Below are 23,132 nucleotides of genomic sequence, written 5' to 3' on the forward strand. Positions count from 1 at the left end.
ACCCGTCCTGCGCGGACCCGTCCTGCGCGGACCCGTCCTGCGCGGACCCGTCCTGCGCGGACCCGTCCTGCGCGGACCCGTCCTGCGCGGACCCGTCCTGCGCGGACCCGCAGGGGGCGAGACGTCGAGCGCCCCGGTCGTACGGCGGCTCGACGTGCCGGGCGCCGGTCTCCTGGCGGTAACCCTGATCAGTCTGGTCCACACCCTCGTCGGCCTGCCGGAATCCGGCTGGACGGCCGCCACCGCCCTCGGATTCCTGTGCGCGGCGGTGGCCCTGGTCGCTTTCGTCCGGCACGAACGCCGTACGGACGGGCCGCTGATCCCGCCCGAGGCGTTCCGCTCGGCCGCGGTCACCTCGGCACTCGGCGTGCTGGTGAGTGTGTCGGCGGCGATGTTCGGCGCGCTGTTCCTCGGCACGTACTACCTGCAGGACGTCCTGGCTCTGGACCCTCTGCGGAGCAGCCTGCACGCGCTGCCGCTCGCCGTGACGATGGTGGCCGGGGCGCCGGTCTCCGCGGTTCTGCTCCGCCGGCACGGCCCCCGGCGGGTGAGCGTGGCGGGCATGCTCCTCGTAGCCTTCGCCACCCTGCTGATGTCCCGCCTCGACGAGGCGTCGGGCTCCGTGGTGATCGGCGGCTGCTTCCTGCTGCTGGGCGCCGGGTTCGTTGCCGTGCTGGTCACCGCGACGGCGGTCGTCGTGCGGGAGTCGTCCGTGGAGTCTGCGGGCGTCCTGGGCGGACTCCAGCAGACCGCGATGAACGTCGGCCCGGCGCTCGGGGTGGCGCTGGCCGCGACGCTCGTCCGCACCGACGCGGCCTTCACCTCCTCCGCGATGGGCCACGCACTGGTCGTGCTCGCGGCCGTGGCCGCGCTCGGCGCGGTGCCGGCCGCCCGGCTGCCGGCCCGCGGCCACGTCCACTCCTACGCGTAGAACGGCCTCGGTCGCAAGCCGGTCGCAAGCCGGGCGCGGGGCGCCGGGTCCAACCGCATCGCGAGGCGTCCGCGGGTATTCGATCCTGGACGCCCGGCGGTCCAGCAAGTGGCCCCTGGGCGCCAGGGGCCGCGCCGAACCCTCTCCGGGCGCACCTCCGCGGTACTACCGTGTAGAGGGGTATATGCGCCATCTGCGGAAAGGTTGACGCGTGAGCGATCAGAGCCTGTCCACGCGAGGCAACCTGCCCGCCGGGCTCTCCCTGTTCGTCGGGCGGACGAGCGAGTGCGCGGCTGTCGCCGAAGCCCTTGAGGTGAACCGGCTGGTCACGCTCACCGGAATCGGAGGGGTGGGAAAGACCCGGCTGGCCCTGCAGGTCGCCGGCCATGTCCAGTCCCGGTTCGCCGACGGGGTGTGGCTGGTGGAGCTGGCCGAGTTGCGGGGGCGTGCCCTGCTTGTACGCGCGGTGGCCGATGCGGTCGGGCTGCGGGAGCGGTCCGCGCGCCCGCTGCCGGAGGTACTGGCCGAGTTCCTCACCGACAAGAGCACGCTGCTGATCCTGGACAGTTGCGAGCATCTTCTCCACGACTGCGCGGCGCTGGTCCGCTCCCTGCTCCGTAACGCGCCGGGCCTGCGCGTCCTGATCACCAGCCGCCAACCACTCGGCCTGCCCGGGGAGCAGGCCGTCCCTGTGGCCCCGTTACCGATCGAGCCGCGGCCCGCTCCGCACGGTGCGGACGAACTCTCCGACGCGGCGCGGCTGTTTCTGGACCGTGCCGCCCGCGTGGCGCCCGACGCGGCCACCGAATGCCACCGTCAGCTGCTGGCCGTGCAGGCGCTGTGCGCACGGCTGGAAGGCATCCCGCTGGCGATCGAACTCGCCGCCGCGCGACTGCGCGTCCTGTCGGTCGGGCAGATCGACGCGATGCTCAAAGACCGGTTCGCGCTCCTGGCCAACCACACGCGCGGCACACCCCTGCGCCATCGCGCGCTGCGCGCCGCGATCGGCTGGAGCCATGAACTGTGCACCCCCGCAGAACGGTTGACCTGGGCTCGGCTGGCCGTCTTTGCCGCCGCCTTCGACGCGGACGCCGTCGCCGAGGTATGCGCCGATGAGAACCTGCCGCGCGACGACATCCCGGAAGTGCTGGAAACGCTCGCCGACAAGTCCATCCTCATCCGCGAGAGCGGCCGTGGTGACGTGCGCTACCGCATGCTGGACACGGTGCGAGAGTACGGCGGCACCTGGCTGCGGGAGCTCGGCGAGGAGCAACGGGTGCAGTGGCGGCACGCCGCGTTCTGCCTGTGGCTGGTGCGCCGGGCCGAAGCGGCCTGGTCGGGTCCCGCCCAACTCGCCTGGCACGCACGGATGTCGGCGGACATGCCCGACCTGCGCGCCGCCCTTGAGTACCTGCTCTCCCACCGCGGACCCGAGAACTCCCGAATGGCCCTCGAAATCGCCTCCCGGCTGTGGGTCGAGTGGATCGGCTGCGGACGCCTGCGTGAGGGCCGGGATTACCTGGAACGGGCGTTGCGGCTGCTGCCGGTCGAAGCGGGTACCGACCGTACCCGGGCGCTGTGGGTGTGTGGCTGGATCGCCAGCGTGCAGGTCGACGCCGACGGTGCCGCCCCCTACCTGGAGGAGGCCGCAGCCGACGCTGCCCGGCTCGGCGACACCGAAGGCACCGCATTCAGCATGCAGTGGCTGGGCCAGGTCGCCTTCCTGCGCGGCGACTGGGACCAGGCCATCGCGCTGCTCACCCAGGCCGTCGGCCTTCACCACCCGAAGGCCCCCCTCAACCCCGGCCCGGTCCCCGCCCGTTGCGCCCTGGGAGCGGCCTGGCTCGCCCGCTCCCGCACTCGGGAAGCCCGCGCGGTCCTGGAAGAGGCCCGCGAACTGTGCACCGCCAACGGAGAGATCTGGATGCGCTCGCACCTCGACTGGCTGCTCGCTCAGACCGACCGGTCCCTCGGTCGCTTCTCCGCCGCCATCGCCCGCGTTCGGGACGCCCTGTGGGTGCAGTACGCCTTCCACGACGTGATCGGCATGGCCGTCACCCTCGAAGTCCTGGCCGGACTGCGTGCCTCGCTTCTCGACGGCGAACGGGCCGCCCAACTGCTCGGCTCGGCACGCACGATGCGCCAGACCTACGCCGTGGCGGTCACCGGGGCGCCGTTCCTCGCCTCGATACGGACACGGGCAACCAGAACCGCCATGGAACAACTGGGCACCACCACTTACGAGGCAGCCTTCGCCAAGGGCGCCCGGATGCACATCGCAGAGGCTGTCGCCTACGCGCTGGACGCACCGCTCGCGCCCCCACCGCCGACCCCGACGGCGCACAGCCGCCCGCTCAGCACCACCGAGGCAGACCTCTGCCGACTCGTCGCCGAGGGCCTGGACGACCAGGCCATCGCTGAACAGCTGCGCATCGACCCCCGATCCGTCGCGGATCGCATCGCGGACGTCCTCACCAGCCTCGGACTCGCCGACCGCTCCGGGCTGTCCTTCTGGGCCACCCGATACGGATCCACGGACCCCGGCAACGACCATCCCACCGCGCCCCAGCCGAGCTGAGGCGACCGCGCACAACCGGAATCTCGTACGCCTTGCCACACAGGTCCCTTTGCACAACCCCCGCACAAGGGCCGGGAGGCCCTCCCCGGGGGAGTGCCATGAATCAGGCTCTGCTCCGTAGTCCGCGCTTGGTACTGGTGGGCGCTCGTATTCAACTGTCGCCAATTCCCCGTGGAACCCAACCTGCTGGTGACCGTGTGTGATCTCCAGCGGCGTATCGGCTCCAGGTCCCGCCGGTCTCGTTGAGGAGTGCGGACAGGTGGTCGGGGCGGAAGGGCTGACCCGCCCGGCGTCCGGGGAACAGCCAGGGGGATGCCTGGTTGGTGGCGGTGTTCATGTGGTCGCGGTCGGCGATGTAGTCCAGCAGCAGGGAAGGGGCCGGCTCGGGGATGGGTGAGGCCGGTTCCCCGAGCCGGAGAAGTACTGCTTCTCCGTTGTGCACCACGTCGTCGACGGTGAGCCGGACGACCCGGGTGAGGGGCTGGGCATAGAGGAGCACGATGACTCCGGCGACGCGGAGGTTCTTCGGTGTGGGTCAGCCGCGGCATCCTCACCGAACCCGACCTGTTCACCCTGCCGAACCGACGGCGTCCGCACCAGACACGGACTCAACTTGAAACTCGATGAAAGCCCGTATAACGCCCTCTCTGAGCCTGTGTCACCGCTGGAACGGTCAGAGCCTGACCTGGATCAGGGCATGCGTCCCACTCGTGCGCCAGGGCTCCGTGCTCGCGTCCAGTTCCTCCAAGGTGCTCGGTGCCAGCCCGGTCACGACGTCGCACTTGAGCGTCCGCAGGGCCGCCACCGGGCCGGGGAAGTACGCGGTGGCCTCGGCGAACGGGGTGGTGGCCGGCCAGTGCCGGTCGCCCACCAGGCGGCGGTAGTTGAGGTCGCCCTTCATGACGGTGAGCGAGGCGGACGCGAAGTCCTCCCGGAGGTCGGCGGGCATCCGGTCGTAGGAGTGTGGCGCGCAGGAGAACGGGTGGGTGCGCAGGACCAGCCGTCCGTCGCCCACGGCCTGCCGCAGCCGTTCGCCGACCGCCGCCGCGTGGCCCGACGCACCGGTCAGCCGGTCGAGGCAGGCGAGCGCGTCGGCGGTGGTGGCGTCGGAGACGTAGTACGGATACGGCTTGAGGTGCAGGACGACGGAGGCGGCCCGCCCGGTGGTGAGCAGGTGATCGGTGAGGACGAGGTCGGGGAGCAGTTCGGGGCCGGCGTTGTCGGCGACGAGACAGACCCTGCCGGGCTCGCCGGCCGCGAGGTTCTCCCACAGCGCCTGCGAGTCGTCGACGACGAGACCCTGCACCCTGTCGGCCAACCCCGCCTCGCCCGCCGACAGCCGGAAGCCGAGATCGGCACGGTTGCCCCAGAGGGAGGAGAGCAGGAGCGTACGGTCCTGCTCCTTCGGGGGGAGCCCGGGGAGGCGGTCGAACGCGGACAGTTCCTCGTCGACCTTGGCGCCCGCGAGTTCGGCGTTCTTGAAGGGGGCGAAGGGATCGATGCCCTGCCAGGGGCCCGGCGTGAAGTGCCGCAGGGCGGCGAGGAGTTTGCGGTAGAAGAAGCTTTCCGCCCAGAGGAACGGCACATCCGCCCAGCGCTGCCCGTAGTACGGCTCGTCCCGCCAGTCCCCGGCGCCCGGTTCGCCGTCGTCCAGCCGTCCGACGAACCCCTTGGTGATCTCGTCGAGGAGGGCGTCCAGCGCCCGCTGCAGTTCGGGTGGGTACGGGGTGGCCCGCCGTACCCGCTCGATGAGGGCCGGGTGTCGCTCGTCCAGCACGCTGCGGGCGAAGGAGCCCGGGGCGCCGACGACGACGGGGGCACGGTCTTCGGCGGCGGCTGCGGCACCTGCTGTGACGTCGGCGGGGGCTCGGCCGGTGTGGCGACTGGGGTGCGTCATGCCTCCAGTAAACCGCCCGTGCCGCTCACCGGCCGGCGAGCCCGTCCCACCGTGACGTCTGCCCCACCGTGACGTCGGCCCGCTCTCCGGTCGGCAGCCGGCGGAAGTGGTCGTGGAGGTCGGCCGGGGCGCGGACGAGCACCGCCTCGATGATCAGCCCCAGCTCTGTGCGTACTGGTTGCGGTAGCGCCTGCGACCCCGTTGCGAACGGATCCGCAGGGCCACCAGCGCGAGCAGACTCCCCGCGATGACGAACAGCCCGGGGCCGAGGTTCCTGTACTCCCCGAGCCGGTCCAGTGCCGAGGTCACGCTGCCAGTCTGCCCCTGGGGGGCCGTGTCCACCGGACCCTTGGCGCCCGGCAGGGCCGCGCCACCGGGGGCGGTCGAGGACGTGGCGGGCGGTACCGCCGCGCCCGCGGCACCGCTGCTGCCGGACGAGGGTGTGCCCTGGCCGGCCGCTGCGGGATCGCTCGCCAGCTTCACACCGAGCGAGTCCAGCGCCTTGGTCACCGGCTGGAAGAACGTCGTGCCGCCGGCCGCGCAGTCCCCGCTGCCGCCCGAGGTGACGCCCAGGGCCAGTCCGTCGGCGAACATCGGGCCGCCGCTGTCGCCCGGTTCGGCGCACACAGTGGTCTCGATGAGGCCGGAGACCGTGCCCTGCGGGTAGTTCACCGTGGCGTTCAGGCCCGTCACCTGGCCGGACTGAAGGCCGGTGGTACTGCCGCTGCGGAAGACCTTCTGGCCGACGGCCGGATCCGCCGCCCCGATGATCCGTATGCCCTGGCCGTCGCCGACGCTCACGATGTCGGCCCCGTTGAGGGCGGTGCCGGGGTCGTACCGCACGAGCGAGAAGTCACTGCCGGGGAACGAACCCGCGATGGTGGCTCCGACCTGTTTGGTTCCCTGCTGGTCCGAGAACCACGTCGTGCCCACGGGGCCGCAGTGGCCGGCCGTGAGAATGAAGTTGTTCTGTCCGTTCGTCACGTTGAAGCCCGCCGAACAGCGTCCCGAACTCGCGAAGATCGAGTCGGCGCCGTTCAGCCGCGGGGTGAACGTGCCCTCCGTCCGCTCCATGCGTACGGACTTGCCGATGCCCTCGGCGACCTTCGTCATCCGCGCCCACGCGGCGGCGGAGACGGTGCTGTCGGCGCGCACCACCACCTGGTTGGTCGCGTAGTCCATGGCCCAGGAGGTGCCGGCCACCTTGGGCGCGTCCTTCAACGCCGCGGTGGCGGACTTGAGGTCGCGCATGGTGTGGCTGACGACCTTGGCGACGGCACCGGCGTCGCGTACGTCGGCCGCCGCCTTCTCGTCGGTCACCGCGACTACCGGGCGACCCTTGGCGTCGATCCAGCTGCCGGCCGTACGCGAGGTGCCCAGGTCGGCGACCAGGCCCTGGCCCGTCCGCGCGGCCCGGGTCTCGGCGTTGGGAGTCTTCGGATCGCCCGACGTCTCGCTCGCCATGGCTTGCGAGACCATCAGCCCTCCGCAGGCCAGCCCGCCGATGGCGGCGAACCGTGCGATTCGCTGAACATTCCGTCGTGCGTGCCTCATCCACTGCTCCCGTGCGACTGTCCTGACACAGCGTCACTTTCGCGAGCGTTCCCGCGAGGTGAACGCCCTCCTTCAGTACGTGCCGTCGCACGGTCCGGTTCACCGAGCCGCCAGGGCGTTCGGAGTCGGCGCAAACCCGCCTGTCATCCGGGCGGCGCCGGGTCACGCCGGGTCATGCCGGACCGTGTCGGCGCACCCCGGGACGCCCGGAGCGGTGAACGCGGCGTCGGCTCCGTCTCCCGACACGCTTTTGCCGAATCTGCCGAATTTGCCGAAACGGCAACATCCTTCGCCTCTCGGTGCGGGCGACGCCATGATCGGCAGCAGCGGAACCCATGCCAACCCGCGTCAAGGAGGACATATGTCGCAGGACGTCAGCCCGTTCACCCCGGCGGAGGCCCAGCACCGACTGGTCGACGTCCCCGGCGGCCGCATCCACCTGGTCGAGCAGGGCACCGGCCCGCTGGTCCTGCTGGTCCACGGCTTTCCCGAGCTCTGGCACTCGTGGCGCCACCAGCTCCCCGCGCTCGCCGCGGCGGGCTACCGCGCGGTAGCCATCGACGTACGCGGCTACGGGCGCTCCTCGGCACCGGACGACGTGGAGGCGTACCGGATCGGGGCCCATGTCGAGGACAACGTGGCCGTCGTCCGGGCGCTCGGCGAGGAGAGCGCCGTGATCGTCGGCCACGACTGGGGCTCGACCATCGCCGCCGACTCCGCGCTGCTCAGGCCCGACGTGTTCGCCGCCGTCGGGATGTTCGGTGTGCCGTACGCGCCCCGGGGCGGTATGAGGCCGACCGACGCCTTCGCCATGATCGGCGGGGACGAGGAGTTCTACGTCAGCCACTTCCAGGAGCCCGGCCGGGCGGAGGCGGAGATCGAGCCGGACGTACGGGCATGGCTGGCCGGCTTCTACGCCACGCTGGCCGCCGACACGATGCCGGCGTCGGGAGAGGGCGCGGTCTTCTTCGTCCCGAAGGGCGGCAAGCTCTCCGACCGGTTCGTGAAGGACCGCCCGTCCTGGCTCACGGACGAGGAACTCGACTTCTGCGCAGCCGAGTTCGAGCGGACCGGACTCACCGGCGCGCTCAACCGCTACCGCAACATGGACCACGACTGGGAGGACCTCGCCGACCACGAGGGCGCTCCCATCACACAGCCGTCGCTCTTCGTCGCCGGTGAACTCGACGCCTCCATCGCCTGGTTGGCCGACGCGATCAAGGCGTTCCCCAGCACCCTCCCGGGCCTGGTCTCCTCGCACCTCGTCGAGGGCTGCGGCCACTGGGTCCAGCAGGAACGCCCCGACGAGGTCAACCGGATCCTGACCGACTGGCTGAAGTCCCTCAACGGCCCGACGACACCAGCCCCGACTCGTACGCGATGATGACGAGCCGTACCCGGTCCCGGGCGCCGAGTTTGGAGGGGAGCCGGGACACCGGCACCGTTGCAAGAGCGGTCTCACGCTGAGACGGCCCCATGCTGCGAAGGGAGCACAGAGAAGCCATGAATGCCGACCGATCGCCCCTCTTCTGCGACACCGTTCTGGCCGAGCGCATCGAGCGGGTCGAGGCGCAGCTCATCGCCAAGGGCAGCGAGGCGGCCCACCGGCGCAGGCCGGACACGGCGGGGTTCGTGATTCCTGTCGCGGGCGGCGTGGCGAGTTTCGCCGAAGAGGACTCGCCGCTCAACAAGGTCGCGGGGCTCGGCTTCGGTGGCGTACCGAGCGCGGCCGATCTCGACGAGGTCGAACGGTCCTTCACCGCCTGCGGCTCCCCCGTACAGATCGAGCTCGCCCACCTCGGTGACCCCGCGATCGGTGCCCTGCTGACCGAACGGGGCTATCGGCTCGTATCGTTCGAGAACGTGCTCGGCCGTGGTCTCAAGAGGGAGCACGAGTGCGTCACGCCGACCGGGGTCGAGGTCCGGCCGAGCGGCGACGACGAGTTCGAGCAGTGGCTCGACGTCGTGACGGAGGGCTTCGCCCACCCCGACGCACAAGGGGTGCCCTCGCACGAGGAGTTCTCGCGCGAGGTCATCGCCAGGGCCGTACGCGATCTCGCGGCGGCGGCCGGCGTCATGCGCTGCGTCGCGCTGCGCGACGGGGTCATTGCCGGCGGCGCCGGCTACCGCATGGCCGAGGGCATCGCGCAGCTCACCGGCGCGGCGACCGCACCGGCGCACCGGCGCCGGGGTGTCCAGACCGCGCTGCTTTCGACCCGGCTCGCCCACGCCACGACCGCCGGCTGCGACATCGCCGTCATCACCACGCAGCCGGGGTCCAAGTCCCAGCAGAACGCGCAGCGCCAGGGCTTCGATCTGCTCTACACCCGAGCCATTCTGGTGAAACGGCCCTGAGAGCCTGTGTCCACCGCCGCCAAGTCCCCGATGCCGCCGCGCGGGGTTCTGGCGTCCCGCATCCCCGTCCGTCGGGTGTGTTCCCGTCTGTCGGGCGCCGCCCAGCAGACGGGAACGTGGCCCTAGGTATTGCGCCAGGGCCCCCGTGCCGTCGTCAGATGTGCGAAGACGACGACATTGCTCTGGTAGCCGGTCTTCCGGTCGTACACCCCGCCGCAGGTGATCAGCCGAAGCTCCGGACGGTTTCTGGCGCCGTACACCTCCTGACTGGGAAAGCGCGCCTTCTCGTACGTGCGGACGGCGTCCACCGTGTAGACGGCGGTGCGTCCGTCGGCGCGCCGGGCCTCGATGAGCCGGCCGGGAGTCAGTGTGCTCAGGCCGGCGAAGACCGCGGGCCCGGAGCGGGTGTCCAGATGGCCGACCACCACGGCGGTGCCCACCTCTCCGGGGGAGGGCCCGCCCTCGTACCAGCCGGCCAGCTTGGGTTTGTCGAGCGGTGGGGGAGTGAGCTGCCGCCGCCGGTCCAGACGCAGTCCGACCAGCGGCGCCTCCAGGCCGAGAGACGGGATGCTCAGCGCTGTGGGCTTGGACCGCGGGAGCTGGAGCGGTTGAGACGGCAGAGGTGTCTGAGGCGCTTGGGGTACCTGGGGTACTTGGGGTGCTTGGGGTGACCAGGGTGGTCGGGTCGGCAGGGTCGGACGGCGGACGGGAGGCTGTTCGGGAACGGAGCTGCGCCGGGGCTCCGGTGTCGCGGAAGCGGGCGGACCCGGGGACGCGAACGCGTCCCCGGGTTCCACCGTCGAGGCGGCGGCCGGCACAGCGGGCCGGCCGTCGTCCTCAATCCACCAGATGCCGCCCATCACCAGCGAGAACGCCAGGATCGCCGTTCTCGTCAGGCGGTAGGCACGCGTGTGGTACCAGGGCCTGGGCGCGTGACTAAGCGACACCGTTGGGCCGGCGACGCAGCTGCCGGAAGTAGACCAGGCCGGACACGCCGACCAGGCCCACCGCTCCGGCGGCCGCGACCGCCGACACGGTCGGCACGTCGGCGAGACCACCGCCACCCGCGGGCACGGCGCCTGTGGGGGCCTGGGCCTTGGCGTCCGGCTTGGCATCCGGCTTGGCTGCCACGTCCGCCTTGGTCGCCGCGTCCGGCTTGCAGTCGACCTTGAAGATCTTCTCCTTGCCGGCCCCCGTCACGCCCACGGGCTTGAAGGTGAGCTTGTAGTCGCCGTCGGGCAGCGCCAGCGTGTCCGTGTAGCCGGTGCCGATGGGGAGGGCGAGGGTGCCGGTGAGCGTGGCGCTGGCCGAGGCCAGCGGCTGTGGCTCGATGGTCCAGGTGACACCCTCTACGCCGTCGAAGTTGAAGGCGGACAGGTAGAACTTGCAGACCTTCGACTCGGTGCGCTGGTCGGTGGGGGACGTCGTCTCGGCGTGGATCTTGACGTCACCCTTGTCGCCGGGGGCGGCGGCGTATGCGGCCGGTGCCCCGAGGAGGGCGGTGCCGGCGAGGGCGACCGCGGTGAGGGTTGCGGCGCCGGTGCGGGCGCCGACGGAGCGGGAGAGCGGTGAGATGGGCATACGAGTCCTCCGAGCGGAATGATTGTCGTACAAATCGTTTCTGCATCCGACTCCCTTTCACGTTTGCGGGCGGGAAACGCGGCGCATCGCTGATGCAGAGTCAGATGTCGCCCGTCCGGACCAACGTTCTGGGGCCCGCAGCCTCACCGACGTCCTCGGAGGACCCTGCCTCGGCGAGGTGAACCAGCGGACGGGAGACCGTGTCGCATTTCTGCGGGACAGTCGTATTTCTGCGGGACAACGGAAAGGATCGTTGACGCGGCGGGAGCACGGTGCCAACGTTCACGCACCAGTCCTCCCGGCCGGTCGGGACCCTGGGTGGCGTCGATGGACGCCGCCCGTTGCACGGCGCATCAAGGCGAACGGAGGACTTGTCGCCATGTCGACAGCCAGTGGAGACCCGACCACGGGGACGGCCGACTTCTCGGCGCCGCCCCTGGCCGACGCGTCCGTCCCCGAGGAGTGGGACGACGGACAGGACACGATCCAGGACCGGAGCGACACCGAAGCGAGCGCGGCGGAACAGCGCCCGACCGCCGGTGGATCAACCGCGCAGGCCGGTGGCTCGACCGCGCACGCCGGGCCCGGCGCCGCACTCCCGGCCCACCGACCCACCCGCGGCCGCTACGGCGGCAGCAGCAGCGGCTACGAACTGGACCTACGCGTGGACGTCGACAGCGTCCCCGGCGGCCCGAAGGTGCTGCGGAAGGTCAGCGGTGACTTCTTCAGTACGAGCGGCGGTACGAAGGCGTACTTCGGCTCGTTCATCGTGGACGCGCCCACCGTCTCCTGGAGCGCGACCCACGTCGTCATCAGGGGCGTCGCCACCTACACCTGGCAGACCGCGTTCGTGCTCGTGCGGGTCACCATCCCCCGCAGCAGGGCGAACCAGCGGCCGGGCGCCGCGACCGTCGAGTTCCTGCGCCCGCCGAGCCAGCCGGGCGCCACCTACGTCTGCCCGTACGTCTCGCCGTACTTCCGTACCGTCGAGTGGGAACAGGACTCCGTGACCGGGGCCGTGCCCTTCCTCTCGTACGACACCGGATCGCTTCCGCAGCCCGCCAACAGCCCGGCCCGTACCCTCACCGTGCCCAGGGCCTACGCCGAGGCCGGTATCGAACTGCTGGTCTCCGGCACCGCGAACACCATCGCGAACAGTCAGAGCGGCTGGACCAACACCGAACTGCACGGCGCCATGGAGGCCAACTTCAGCCTCTGGCGCAACACCCCGCAATGGAAAGTGTGGCTGCTGGTGGCCAGCAGCTACGAAGGCATGGCGGGCGTACGCGGCATCATGTTCGACGCCGCCGACTCCTTCCAGCGGCAGGGCTGCGCGGTCTTCTACGACCTGATCCAGGGCGCCGACCCGGAAGCACAACGCGCCATGCTGCGCACGTACGTTCACGAACTCGGCCACTCCTTCAACCTGTTGCACTCCTGGCAGAAGAATCTGGCGACGCCCCCGGCCCCGCTCGGCGGCAACAACGGCTTCGCCGACCTGTCCTGGATGAACTACCCGCAGAACTACCAGCCGTTGAACGGGAACGGCGGAGCGGCCGCCTACTGGGGCGCCTTCCCCTTCCAGTTCACCGACAACGAGCAGATCCACCTGCGGCACGGCTTCTACCGGAACGTCATCATGGGAGCCAACGCCTTCGCCACCGGCGCCGCCGACATCGAACCGGCGCTGTTCGACGAGCCCCTCACCGACGAGTCCGGCCTCCGCCTGGACCTGCGTTCCGACAACGCCGGCTTCTCGTTCGGCGAACCCGTGGTCGTGGAGCTGAAGCTGGAGACGACCGACCTGCGCGGCCGCTCCACGCACAACCACCTCCACCCCGACGACGAACTCGTCAGCATCGCCATCCGGCAGCCCTCTGGACGCACCGTGCTCTACCGGCCGCTGCTGCGCCGCTGCGTCGACCAGGACCAGACCGTACGCCTGGACGCCGGCCGGCCCGCGATCTACAGCAGCGCCTACATCGGCTACGGCCGCGACGGGCACTACTTCCAGCAGCCGGGCACCTACCAGCTGCGCGCGGCCTATCTGGCGTCCGACGGATCCCGGATCGTCTCACCGGTGCTGCGGCTCGACGTGCGGCACCCCGTCAGCCAGGACGACGTCCGGCTCGCCGAGCTGATGATGGGAGAGGAGCAGGGCAAGATCCTCGCCCTGCGCGGCTCCGACTCGCCGTCACTGCAGTCCGGCAACGACGCGCTCCAGGAGATCATCGAGCGGCACGCCACGCACCCCTTCGCGGTGTACGCGCGCCTCGCCAAGGGCCTCAACTTCGAGCACGAGTTCAAGAGCCTGAGCCCCGACAAGACCGAGCTGACCGTGCGGCCCCCTGACCCCAAGTCCGGGATCGAGCAGCTCACCCAGGTCGTGAAGGCCTCCGAGCAGGGCAAGGGCGTCGACAACCTGACGCTCAACCTGGTCTCGCGGCGCCTCGCCCGCGCCTACGCCCGCCAGGGCGACCTGGAAGAGGCCAACTCCACGCTCGACCAACTGGTCCGGCACTTCGACACACCCGCGTTCAAGCCGTATGTCGTGGAGGCCGTACGCGACCAGGCCGACACCACGAAGGCACGGCTCAGCGCCGAGTTCGGCGGCTGACCCGCGCCGCGCCCAGGAGGGCACTCACGGGAGCCCCTCTGCCCGTGAGCGCCCTCCCGGCGGCTCGCACCGGCGGGCTTGTGGCAGCATCGCGGACAGGCCCCGGACGACGGGAGACGGGGAGGCGCAGGAAGGGAAGCCACCGCGTGATCGACCTCGTCCTGTACGGGCCGAGCGGCCCCCAGCCCCTCGGCCGCCCGGTTGCCGTACGGGTGGAGCTGCGCAACACGGGCGAGCGCGACCTGTGGATCGCGGGAGTGCTCGACGGCTCCGAGAACGGACTGCGCTTTCCGCGCTATCTGCCGACCGTGCGGCGTGTCGAAGGCGCCGAGGGTGCCGAAGACGTCGAGCGCGTCGAGGGTGCCGAGGACGGCCTCGTCGTGGCGTCCCCGGCACCGGCCGAGGACCCCCTCGTCGGCCCGCTCCGGCCTGCGGACCTGCGCCGGCTGGCGCCGGGCGAGTCGTGGGACCCGACCTCGGGCCCGGGCTGCCTGCCGCTCATGACGTTCGCCCACTTCGCTCCTCGGCGGTCCGGCCGCTACCGCTACACCCTCACGTTCGACACCGAGGCCGCCCGGCCCGAGGACTGGCTGGGCGGCTTCGGGGTGGCGACCGGCACCGGCCGGGAGGACCTTCTGGCACTCGTCGCGCGGGTGCCTCGTACGACGGTCGTGGCCGCCCCGGTGGAGGTGGACTTCCGCTGAGCGGCGGTCGCAGGCCACAGGTCACGGACGGGGCGGGGCTGACCGGGCTCCGGCGCCATACGTGGTGGACCGTGCCGGGCATGGCCGTGTGCGTTCAGCTTCTCTTCGTCGGGGAGTGGATCCTCGACGAGGACGTCGCACTCTGGGCCCGGGGCCCGGCCGCCGTCGCGCTGGCGGTCGAGGCGGTGGCGACCGCGGTGCTGCTCACCGGACGACTGAGACTGCTGCCGGCGGCGGGCACGCGCCCGGGCGGACCGCCCCTGGGCTGGCTGATCGCCGCTTGCGCGGCCGGGGTCGTGCTGGCGGTGTGCCCGCTGGCCGTGCGCAACTACGAGTTGTGGGCGGTGGCGCCCGCCACGGTGGTGGCGATCGTCGCGACCTACCTCGCACCGCACGGCAGACGGCCGCTGATCATCGCCGCGGTGGTCCTCGCGCCTCTGCCCGGCGGTGTCGTCAGCCTGGCCGCCGGAGACGGAGAGCTGGCGCACGCCGCGCTGTTCCCGGCAGGGCTGGTCGCATTCACCGTCTGGGTCGTGCTCGGGCCTCTGTGGGCGTGGGACACCGCGCGACGGCTCGACGAGGCGCGGCGGCTGGAGGCGGAGCTCGCGGTGAAGGACGAGCGTCTCCGGTTCGCCGCGGACCTGCACGACATCCAGGGGCACCACCTTCAGGTCATCGCGTTGAAGAGCGAGTTGGCGGCCAGGCTCGTCGAGGTGGCCCCGGAGCGCGCCGCCGCCGAGATGAAGGAGGTGCGGCAACTGGCCGCCGACGCCCTCAGCGACACACGTGCCGTGGTGCAGGGCTACCGCCGGACCACCCTGGACGACGAGATGGCCAACGCGACCCGGGTGCTGTCCGCCGCCGGCATCGAAGCCCGGACGACCCTCGAACCGGCGACGGCCACCACCGGACTGGGCGAGTCCGCCCGGCACCTGCTGGGCCTGGTGATGCGGGAGGCCACCACCAACGTGCTCCGCCACAGCCGGGCCCGGCACGCGGAGGTCGACTACCGTGTCACCGGCGGACGCGCCCGTCTGCGCGTGAGCAACGACGGCGCCGACGAGCACCCGGACGCCGGCCATGGCACGGGACTGCACTCACTCGCTGAGCGACTGCGGGTGGCCGACGGCGAGTTGACCTGGGGCCGGGACGGTGAACACTTCGCGGTCACGGCCTCACTGCCGACGGACCCGGCCCGTCAGGCGGCCCCGGCCCGTCAGACTGCCCGGGCGAACCCCGCCGCCCCGGCGAACCGGTCCGCCCCGGCGAACCCCGAGAACGGAGCGGCGCGTTGATCCGCCTGCTGATCGCCGACGACGAGGACCTTCTCAGAAGCGCCCTGGCGGCACTGCTCGGACTGGAGCAGGACCTCACCGTGGTCGCCGAAGCCGCCACCTCCACCGACGCGGTACGGCTGGCCCGTGAGCACCGTCCCGACATCGCCGTCCTCGACCTGGAGATGCCGCCCACCGACGGACTGCGCGCCGCCGAGGAGATCCGGGCCGGGCTGCCCACGCAGATCATCCTGGTCACCCGGCACGCCCGCCCCGCCGTGTTGCGCCGCGCGCTGGCCGTCGGCGTCCGCGGGTTCGTCCCCAAGACCACCTCTGCGGCGGTGCTTGCCGGAATCATCCGCGACATCGCCGCCGGCCGTCGTTACGTCGACCCCGACATCGCCGCCTCCGCGCTGACCGAGGACGACTGCCCCCTAACCGACCGCGAACTGGAGGTTCTGCGTGCGGCCCGCACCGGAGCCTCGGTCGTCGAGATCGCCGCCGTGGTCCATCTGGCCCCCGGCACGGTCCGCAACTACCTCTCCGCCGCCATGTCCAAGCTGGGAGCGCCCACCCGGCACGCCGCCGCCCATCAGGCCTGGCAGGAGGGCTGGATCTGACCCGAGGCCGCCACCAGCGACACGGTGAACGGATGCGAGGGCGCCGTCAGAACCTCCCGGGCGGGTCCCTCCTCGACCACCTCCCCGGCATCCAGCACCGCGATCCTGGTGGCGAGCCGGGCCGTGTCCAGGTCGTGGGTGATGAGGACGAGGGAGAGGTCGTCGCGGTCACGGAGCAGCCCGGCGAGCAGGCCGAGGATGGCCCGGCGCGTGACCGAGTCGAGTCCGGAGGTGATCTCGTCGCACACCAGAACCCGAGGCTGTGCGAGCAGGGCCCGGGCGAGCGCGGCCCGTTGGAGTTCACCCCCGGACAGCAGGGCGGGTGTGCGCGCCGCCGACTCGTCCGGCAGGCCGAGCCTGTTGAGCGCGTCCACCGCCTCGGTCCGTGCGTCCGCGGCCGGCACTCCTCTCAGCCGTACCGCCGTCCTGGCCACCTGGTCGAGCACCGGCCGACGCTCGTCGAAGGAGGCGCGCGCGTCCTGGAAGACGTACTGCACGGCCGCCAGCCGGGCTCGCCCCCGGTCACGCAGACTGCGGGGCAGCCGGACCCCGTCGAGCAGCACCTCTCCCTCGTATGTGCGATGAAGTCCGGCCAGACAGCGGGCGAGAGTCGTCTTCCCGCTGCCCGAGCGGCCGAGGACGGCGAGGCATTCGCCGGGGCGCACGCCGAGTTCCGGGACCCGCAGCACCTCGACACCGGGCCGGTGACGGGCGCGCAGCCCACGGACGCGCAGTGCGGCCTCCGGACGAGGTCCGGTCGGAGCGGCCTCCGCCTCCGCGAAAGCCGGCCGTTCCGCGAGGAGTCGACGCGTCCACGGGTGTGAGGGAGCCGACCACACCCGTTCCGTGGGGCCGGACTCCACGACTCGGCCGTCGCGCAGGACGAGTACCTCGTCGGCGAGCGCGCGTACCGTCTCCAGGTCGTGGCTGAGCAGGACGACCCCGATCCCGCGTGCGGCGACCGCCGCCAACTCCGCGACGACCCGGCGCCTGGTGAGCGCGTCCTGCCCTGTGGTGGGCTCGTCCGCGACGACGACCCGCGCACCGAGCAGCAAGGCCTGGGCGAGTACGACACGCTGCTGCTGGCCGCCCGAGAGCTGATGCGGGAAGCGTCGCAACAGCGTTGTTCCGCCGGATAGTTCGGATGGTTCGGACAGTTGGGCCGCTTTCAGTGCGCGCAGGACGCGCTCCCGTGCTGCCGGACGCCGCTCGGGGCGAGGCAGCTCCCGCACCTGACCGCGCGCGATGTCGTGCAGCAGCGCACCGATCCGCCGCGCGGGATTGAGCACCTCCGCCGGGTGCTGCGGGACGTAACCGACCAACGCCTGCGTCACCCGTACGGAACCGGTGACCCTCGCGCCCGACGGGAACTCGCCCAGCAGCGCACGCCCCGTGGTCGTCTTCCCGCTGCCGGAGGCCCCGACCAGCGCGGTCACCCTGCCGGGCAGAACCCGCAGGCTCACCCCGTCGACGATGCGTCTGCCGCCGACCTCCACGGTCAGCTCCTCGATCTCCGCGACCGCCGTTGTCCCGTTCATGAACTGTTCCGTTCGGTCCTGAGCAGCGCGTCGAAGAGCAGGTTGCACCCCGTCGTCAGCGCCACGATCAACAGCGCCGGGACGACCACTGCCCAGGGCTGCACGAGCAACCCCGTACGGTTGCGGTCCACCATCACCGCCCAGTCGGCCGCGTCCGGTGCCACCCCGATGCCCAGGAAGGCGGCCGTGGCCACCAGGTACAGGACACCGGTCAGCCGTACCCCCGCGTCGGCTGCGAGCGGCCGCAGGATGGACCGCCCGACATGACCCACGGCGATACGCCACCACGACTCGCCCTGCATCCGCAGCGCCTCCACCGCCGGCCGTGCGGCCACGTCCGCCGCGGCGGCCCGGACGATCCGCGCGGCGTCCGGGATGTTCACGAGCGCCACCAGCAGCGCGAGCCCGGTGGCCCCGGGGGTGAACACGGAGGCCACCAGCAGGATCATCAACAGGGACGGCACGGCCAGCAGGACGTCCAGCGGCCGCATCAGCCCCTCCTCCAGCCAGATTCTGTGCGTCAGGGCGCTGATCAGCCCGAGCGGCAGCGCCACGAGATACGCCAGCGCCGTCGCCGTGAGCGCGACGACCACCACGGGCCGGCCGCCGAGCAGCACCTGCCGCCACACGTCACGCCCCACGAAGTCCGTGCCCAGCCAGTGCCCGTCGCCGAGCGTGAACGAGGCGGCCCGCGGTCCGGGTCCGCCCGCGACCAGCGGCCCGCACAGCGCGAGAACGAGCGGCACACACACCAGCACGGCCCCGAGCGCGAACCGAGCCGCCGGCAGCCCCCGCCGAAGCCCTGTCCGAGGCGCCTTCACGCGGCCACCTCCGCCCGCGGCGCGAACCGGTGGGCGACGAGATCGGCCCCCAGGTTCAGCACTACCGTGAGCACCCCGAAGACCACCGCGAGTCCCTGCACCACCGGCACATCCCGCTCGGCCACGGCGTTCATCAGCACGGTCCCGAGGCCCGGAATCACGAACAGGGCCTCCACGACGATCACCCCGCACAACAACCAGTCGACGGTACGGGCGAGTTGCTGGGCGGCGGGCGCGACCGCGTTCGGCAGGGCGTGCGCGTACCGCACCCGGGCGCCCGGAACCCCGTACCGCCGGGCATGCGCGACGTACGGCGAGGCGAGCGCGTCGATCATTCCGGCGCGCACCAGCCGGGACAGCGAGCACACCGGGCGGGACAGCAGGACGAGCACCGGCAGGACGAGCGCGGCCGGATGCCCGGGCAGATCCGTGCCGTAACCGACTGCCGTCGGCGGCAGCCAGTCGAGCCGCAGCGCGAACACCGTCACGAGCAGCACCCCGAGCGCGAACTCCGGCACCGCGTACACCCCGAGCGTCACCGAGCTGACCAGCCGGTCCACGAACCGCCCTTCGAAACGCGCGGCCAGCACCCCGAGCCCGACTCCGATCGGCACCAGCAGCGCGAGGGTGAGCGTGGCGAGCAGAAGCGTGGGACCGAAGGCACCGGAGATGTACGAGGTGACGGGCCGCCCGGAGGCCAGCGAGGTCCCGAAGTCCGCGTGCGGCAGCCCGGTCGCCCAGTCGGCCAGCCGTTCGTACGCGGGCCGGTCCAGCTCCATCGCCTCACGGATGGCGGCGATCCGGGCGGGGTCCGGCTGGTCCCCGGCGAGAGCCACCGCCGCGTCGCCCGGCAGTGCCTCGGTCAGCGCGAAGACCAGCAGCACCACGGCCACGGTCTGCGCACCGCCGAGCAGCAACCGCCGGGCGACCCACGAGCCGAGTCCGCTCACGCCAGCCAGACCTTGTCGAACCGCGCCCAGTCGAGCGTGTTCGCGGGCGCCTCGCGCTCGACTCCCCTGACGCTCCTGGCAGTTCCGATGATCCAGTCGGCGAACCCCCACACCAGGAAGCCGCCCTCGGCGTACAGCCTGCGCTGCATCCGCCCGAACACGGCGGCGCGTTCCTTCCCGTCCTTCGTGGACTGCGCCTGCTGGTAGAGCGCGTCGAAGTCCTTGTGGTGCCACCGGGTGGCGTTGGTGGTGGAGTCGGTGAGGAGCCGCTGCGAGAGGTGCGACTCGATGGGCATGGCTCCCGAGCGGTAGCAGCACAGGGTTCCGGAGTCGAGGATGTCGGCCCAGTACGAGTCCTTGCTGCCCATCCTGACGTCGACGGTGACGCCTGCCTCGGCCGCCTGGTCGCGGAAGATGCTCGCCGCCTCGGTGAAACCGGCCGCGACCGCCGAGGTGTCCAGGGTGACCTTCAGCTTCTCCGCGCCCGCCTTCTTCAGGAGGGAGCGGGCCCGGTCGAGGTCCTGCTCGCGCTGGGGCAGATCGTCGGCGTAGTACTCGTAGCCCTTGCCGAAGAGGTCGTTGCCGACTTCGCCCGCCCCGGACAGGGCCCCGTCGACGAGTTCCTGGCGGTCGGCGATGAGGAAGAACGCCTCGCGGACCCGCCTGTCGTCGAAGGGCGCCCGGTCGGTCTTCATGGCGAAGGCCTGCATGGCGCTGTTCTGCAGCCGCACGATCTCGATCTGGCCCTTGCCCTCGTGGGCGCGCGCGGTCGTCGGGTTCAGCTCATGGGCGTACTCGACCTGCCCGCCGAGCAGCGCGTTCACTCGCGCGGACTCCTCGTTGGCGACGACGAACTCCACCTCGTCGAGGTGCGGGGCGCCGTCCCAGTAGTCGTCGTTGCGGCGGAAGAGCGCCGAGCTGCCCGGTGCGAACGACACGAATCGGAACGGGCCCGAGCCGACCGGCTTCTTGTCGAAGCCGGAGTCCGAGGACCCGTCGGGAACGATGTACGCGCCGAACGCGGCCAGCACGTTGGGGAATTCGGCGGTCGGCCGCTTGAGGACGAACTCGATGGTCCGCTCGTCGACGGCCCGGCTCGCTTTCAGGTCGATGGGTTCGAGGGAGGCCTTGGCGCGGAACGCCTTCCCGGGGTCGGCGATACGGCGGTAGCTGAACAGCACATCCTCGGCGGTGACCGGCTTCCCGTCGTGGAAGTCCGCTTTCCGCAGGGTCACCTTCCAGCGGTCGAGCCCCGAGTTCGGCTCCCAGCCGGCGGCCAGGCGCGGCCGGGCGGAGAGGTCGTCCCCGTAGTCGGCCAGCTTGTCGAAGAGCGCCTTGGCACGGGCCACGTCGGCGAACAGGTTGGCCAGGTGCGGATCGAGCGTCTCGCTCGCGCCGCCGCCCGCGAAGGCGGCCCGCAGCCGCCCGCCGCGCCTGGGTTTCCCGTCCTTCCCGTTGCCGGAGCCGTCCGCGGCGGGGTCGTCCGGTCCGCCGCAGCCGACGAGAGCGAGGGCGCCGATGCCGGAGGCGGCCGCGAGAAGGCCTCTGCGACGGAGGCGAGGGTAGTCACGCATGAGGATGTCCTTGCTGTGCGAGGTCTGCTGGGTGAGGTGTGGCGTGAGGTGAGGCGTAGGGAGGTGCGGCGCGGTCAGCCGGCGAGACGTGCCACCACGTGCAGCCGGTCGGCGTCGGTCGCGGTGCCGGGCAGATCGCCCTCCTGCCAGGGCGGTTCGGTGCGCGGCCCCGGACCGTCGTGCAGCGCGAGCACGGCGAAACCGTGCGCGGTCAGGAAGTGGCGCAGTTCCAGCGGGAGGAGCAGCCGCCATGCCGAGCGCTGTTCGACGGGAGCCGAGCCGTCGTCGGCGGTCCAGATGCGGGTACGGCGCAGGAGTTGCGCGGTGCGGTCGATGTGCAGGGTGGTCGTCGACCGGTACGAAGTGCCTTGCCAGGCAGTGCTGTTGACCTTCGGCGTGTTCAGCAGGTCGTCACGGCCGAGGAAGTAGGCGCCGTTGCGCAGCTCGGCGACGAGGAGCCCGCCGGGAACCAGAGCCCGGCGGCAGGAGGCCAGGAATCCGTCCAGTTCGTCGTTGGTGTGGCAGTACAGGAGTGAACTGTCCAGGCACACCACCGCGTCGAAGACCCCGGGGCCGAGGGAGAAGTCCCGCAGATCGGCGCGCACATAGCGTGGGCCGGGGTGCCGGAAGCGGGCGTACGCCAGCATCGCCTCGGAGAGGTCGGCGCCGACGACCGACCGGCCCGACGCGTGCAGCTGCGCCGCGTCCCGCCCGGTGCCGCACCCCAGGTCGAGGACCGCTGGACCGGCCCCGTACCGGCGCAGGCAGTCCTCGGCCCACCGCCCGGCCAGCCGCTCGGGATCGGGGAACCTGGCCTCGTACAGCTCCGGGTGGTCGGTCAGCAGATTGCCGGTCAGCAGATCGTCTGTCAGCGGATCGGCGCTCGTCATGCCGTCGCCTCCACGGGAACCGGGCGTACGGGCAGTGCCCCGAGGCGGCGCAGCCAGGTGACCCCGCCCGCCGACGCCAGCCCGAACCCCAGGCAGCAGGCCCAGGGCAGCCAGGCCGTGTCCCACCGGCCCCCGGCGTCCATGGTCCAGCCCACGACCGTGTTGCCCACGGCCGCGGCGACCCCCGACACCATGTAGAAGATCCCGAAGTACGTGCCGGTCAGTTCCGGTCTGCCGAAACCGGGGATCAGCTCCATCACGAAGGGCTGCGCGACCATGACACCGACGTAGAGGAGGAGAACGCCCACGAGAACGGGTACGGCGTGCCACACCCGCGGGGAGGCCCCCGACACCAGCATCGGCGGCAGGAAGGCGAGCCCCATCAGGGTGAGCCCGGCACCGATGGCCCGCCTTCCGTACGCCTTCAGTGCCCGGGTGAGGCGCAGCTGCAGCGCGAGATTGGCGAGCGTTCCCACGAGGAAGACCAGTCCGGCCGCACCGTCCCAGCCCGTGGCCCGGCGGACGCCGTCGGGCAGCAGCAGGTACAGCTGGTTCTCCAGGGTGAACATGCCGACCATGGCCAGGGAGAAGGCGAGGAACGCGCGGTTGCCGACCACCTCGCGCCAGTCCGCGAGCACGGTGCCCGAACTCGGCGGCACCGCCCGCGCGGGCAGCATCAGCGCCTGTGCCACGGTGAGCAGCGCGAAGATCGCGGCGGCGGTGAGGGCGGAGGCCCGGAAGTCGACGAGCAGCAGGACACTGCCGAGCAGCGGCCCGACGAGCGCCCCAGTGGTCGCGAACACGTTGAACAGCGCGAAAGCCTCGGCCTTGCGCTCGCCCGCCTCCTGCGCGAGACAGGCCCGCACGGCCGGGTTGAACAGCGCCCCGGCGAGCCCGCTCAGCACGGACGCGGCCAGCAGCACCGCGAGTCCGTCGCCGAGCGCGAACAACGCGAAGCCGACGGTACGCACCGCGCAGCCGGCGATGATGACTCCGCGCGCGCCGAGCCGGTCCGCGGCCGAACCGCCGATGAGGAACAGCCCCTGCTGGCTGAGGTTGCGCACCCCGAGCACGATCCCGACGACGGCCGCCGACATGCCCAGGTTCTCGCCCAGATGCGTGGCCAGATAGGGGATGAGCAGATAGAAGCCGGTGCTGACGCCGAACTGGTTGACGAGGAGGAGCCGGATCGCGGGCGAGAAGCCCCGTATCTCATGCAGGGTCTTCTGCGGCGTCTTCTGTCGCATC

Annotated in this window: 19 protein-coding genes and 1 pseudogene; 8 read left to right on the forward strand and 12 right to left on the reverse strand. The window is 71.7% G+C overall.

Annotated features, from left to right (window positions below; translation table 11 throughout):
• A partial coding sequence (locus tag AB0D14_RS23375) for an MFS transporter (RefSeq protein WP_362781994.1) occupies positions 1-931 on the forward strand: 931 nt, incomplete at its 5' end.
• 211 nt (positions 932-1,142) lie between these two features.
• Positions 1,143-3,509, forward strand: coding sequence for an AAA family ATPase (locus AB0D14_RS23380; RefSeq protein WP_362781996.1), 2,367 nt, complete (start codon positions 1,143-1,145; stop codon positions 3,507-3,509).
• A 151-nt stretch (positions 3,510-3,660) separates the two neighbouring features.
• Here the strand turns inward: AB0D14_RS23380 and AB0D14_RS23385 are convergent, their stop codons facing one another.
• The 3 genes from AB0D14_RS23385 to AB0D14_RS23395 form a co-directional block, all read right to left on the reverse strand.
• Positions 3,661-4,008, reverse strand: coding sequence for a hypothetical protein (locus tag AB0D14_RS23385; RefSeq protein WP_362781998.1), 348 nt, complete (start codon positions 4,006-4,008; stop codon positions 3,661-3,663).
• Between the two features lie 174 nt (positions 4,009-4,182).
• Positions 4,183-5,406: a damage-control phosphatase ARMT1 family protein gene (locus tag AB0D14_RS23390; RefSeq protein WP_362782000.1), complete on the reverse strand. Its 1,224-nt coding sequence runs from the start codon at positions 5,404-5,406 to the stop codon at positions 4,183-4,185.
• Positions 5,407-5,559: 153 nt separating this feature from the next.
• A complete protein-coding gene (locus tag AB0D14_RS23395; RefSeq protein WP_362782003.1) occupies positions 5,560-6,960 on the reverse strand; it encodes a S1 family peptidase in 1,401 nt (466 codons plus the stop codon).
• Positions 6,961-7,321: 361 nt separating this feature from the next.
• On the opposite strand from AB0D14_RS23395, the gene AB0D14_RS23400 reads away from it, so the two are divergent.
• Positions 7,322-8,344, forward strand: coding sequence for an alpha/beta hydrolase (locus AB0D14_RS23400; RefSeq protein WP_362782005.1), 1,023 nt, complete (start codon positions 7,322-7,324; stop codon positions 8,342-8,344).
• Here the strand turns inward: AB0D14_RS23400 and AB0D14_RS23405 are convergent.
• Positions 8,304-8,396, reverse strand: a pseudogene (locus AB0D14_RS23405) (DNA-binding response regulator); the annotation flags it as partial. The gene AB0D14_RS23400 and the pseudogene AB0D14_RS23405 overlap by 41 nt on opposite strands.
• Positions 8,397-8,463: 67 nt before the next feature.
• Between AB0D14_RS23405 and AB0D14_RS23410 the strand changes: the two are divergent.
• Entirely contained in the window at positions 8,464-9,315 is an 852-nt protein-coding gene (locus AB0D14_RS23410; RefSeq protein ID WP_362782008.1) for a GNAT family N-acetyltransferase, read from the forward strand.
• Positions 9,316-9,437: 122 nt separating this feature from the next.
• Here AB0D14_RS23410 and AB0D14_RS23415 read toward each other — a convergent pair whose 3' ends face one another.
• The gene (locus tag AB0D14_RS23415) at positions 9,438-10,262 is read right to left on the reverse strand and encodes a class F sortase (protein WP_362782010.1); all 825 of its coding nucleotides are present in this window, start codon (positions 10,260-10,262) and stop codon (positions 9,438-9,440) included.
• Complete coding sequence (locus tag AB0D14_RS23420; RefSeq protein WP_362782012.1) at positions 10,252-10,896, reverse strand: hypothetical protein; 645 nt, start codon at positions 10,894-10,896, stop codon at positions 10,252-10,254. Before AB0D14_RS23420 ends, AB0D14_RS23415 begins: the two co-directional genes overlap by 11 nt.
• 379 nt (positions 10,897-11,275) lie before the next feature.
• Between AB0D14_RS23420 and AB0D14_RS23425 the strand changes: the two genes are divergently transcribed.
• The 4 genes from AB0D14_RS23425 (at position 11,276) to AB0D14_RS23440 (ending at position 16,111) form a co-directional block, all read left to right on the forward strand.
• Positions 11,276-13,513 (forward strand): hypothetical protein, encoded by a 2,238-nt coding sequence (locus AB0D14_RS23425; protein WP_362782014.1) that lies wholly within the window; start codon positions 11,276-11,278, stop codon positions 13,511-13,513.
• A 146-nt stretch (positions 13,514-13,659) separates the two neighbouring features.
• Entirely contained in the window at positions 13,660-14,217 is a 558-nt protein-coding gene (locus AB0D14_RS23430) for a hypothetical protein (protein ID WP_362782015.1), read from the forward strand.
• An 80-nt stretch (positions 14,218-14,297) separates the two neighbouring features.
• Positions 14,298-15,512, forward strand: a complete 1,215-nt coding sequence (locus AB0D14_RS23435; RefSeq protein ID WP_362782017.1) for a histidine kinase — start codon at positions 14,298-14,300, stop codon at positions 15,510-15,512.
• A complete protein-coding gene (locus AB0D14_RS23440) occupies positions 15,509-16,111 on the forward strand; it encodes a response regulator transcription factor (RefSeq protein ID WP_362782019.1) in 603 nt (200 codons plus the stop codon). Before AB0D14_RS23435 ends, AB0D14_RS23440 begins: the two co-directional genes overlap by 4 nt.
• On the opposite strand, the gene AB0D14_RS23445 is transcribed toward AB0D14_RS23440, so the two are convergent.
• The 6 genes from AB0D14_RS23445 to AB0D14_RS23470 form a co-directional block, all read right to left on the reverse strand.
• On the reverse strand, positions 16,084-17,649 hold the full coding sequence (locus AB0D14_RS23445) for an ATP-binding cassette domain-containing protein (RefSeq protein WP_362782021.1): 1,566 nt from the start codon (positions 17,647-17,649) through the stop codon (positions 16,084-16,086). The genes AB0D14_RS23440 and AB0D14_RS23445 overlap by 28 nt on opposite strands.
• Complete coding sequence (locus AB0D14_RS23450) at positions 17,646-18,470, reverse strand: ABC transporter permease subunit (RefSeq protein WP_362782024.1); 825 nt, start codon at positions 18,468-18,470, stop codon at positions 17,646-17,648. The genes AB0D14_RS23445 and AB0D14_RS23450 overlap by 4 nt, the downstream gene beginning before the upstream one ends.
• Entirely contained in the window at positions 18,467-19,420 is a 954-nt protein-coding gene (locus tag AB0D14_RS23455) for an ABC transporter permease (RefSeq protein ID WP_362782027.1), read from the reverse strand. The genes AB0D14_RS23450 and AB0D14_RS23455 overlap by 4 nt, the downstream gene beginning before the upstream one ends.
• Entirely contained in the window at positions 19,417-20,994 is a 1,578-nt protein-coding gene (locus AB0D14_RS23460) for an ABC transporter substrate-binding protein (RefSeq protein ID WP_362782030.1), read from the reverse strand. The genes AB0D14_RS23455 and AB0D14_RS23460 overlap by 4 nt, the downstream gene beginning before the upstream one ends.
• A gap of 74 nt (positions 20,995-21,068) precedes the next feature.
• The gene (locus tag AB0D14_RS23465; protein ID WP_362782033.1) at positions 21,069-21,884 is read right to left on the reverse strand and encodes a class I SAM-dependent methyltransferase; all 816 of its coding nucleotides are present in this window, start codon (positions 21,882-21,884) and stop codon (positions 21,069-21,071) included.
• A complete protein-coding gene (locus AB0D14_RS23470) occupies positions 21,881-23,131 on the reverse strand; it encodes an MFS transporter (RefSeq protein WP_362782311.1) in 1,251 nt (416 codons plus the stop codon). The genes AB0D14_RS23465 and AB0D14_RS23470 overlap by 4 nt, the downstream gene beginning before the upstream one ends.
• Position 23,132: the final 1 nt, after the last annotated feature.

The sequence above is a fragment of the Streptomyces sp. NPDC048484 genome, from assembly GCF_040651415.1.
In the GTDB taxonomy this organism is placed as follows: domain Bacteria; phylum Actinomycetota; class Actinomycetes; order Streptomycetales; family Streptomycetaceae; genus Streptomyces.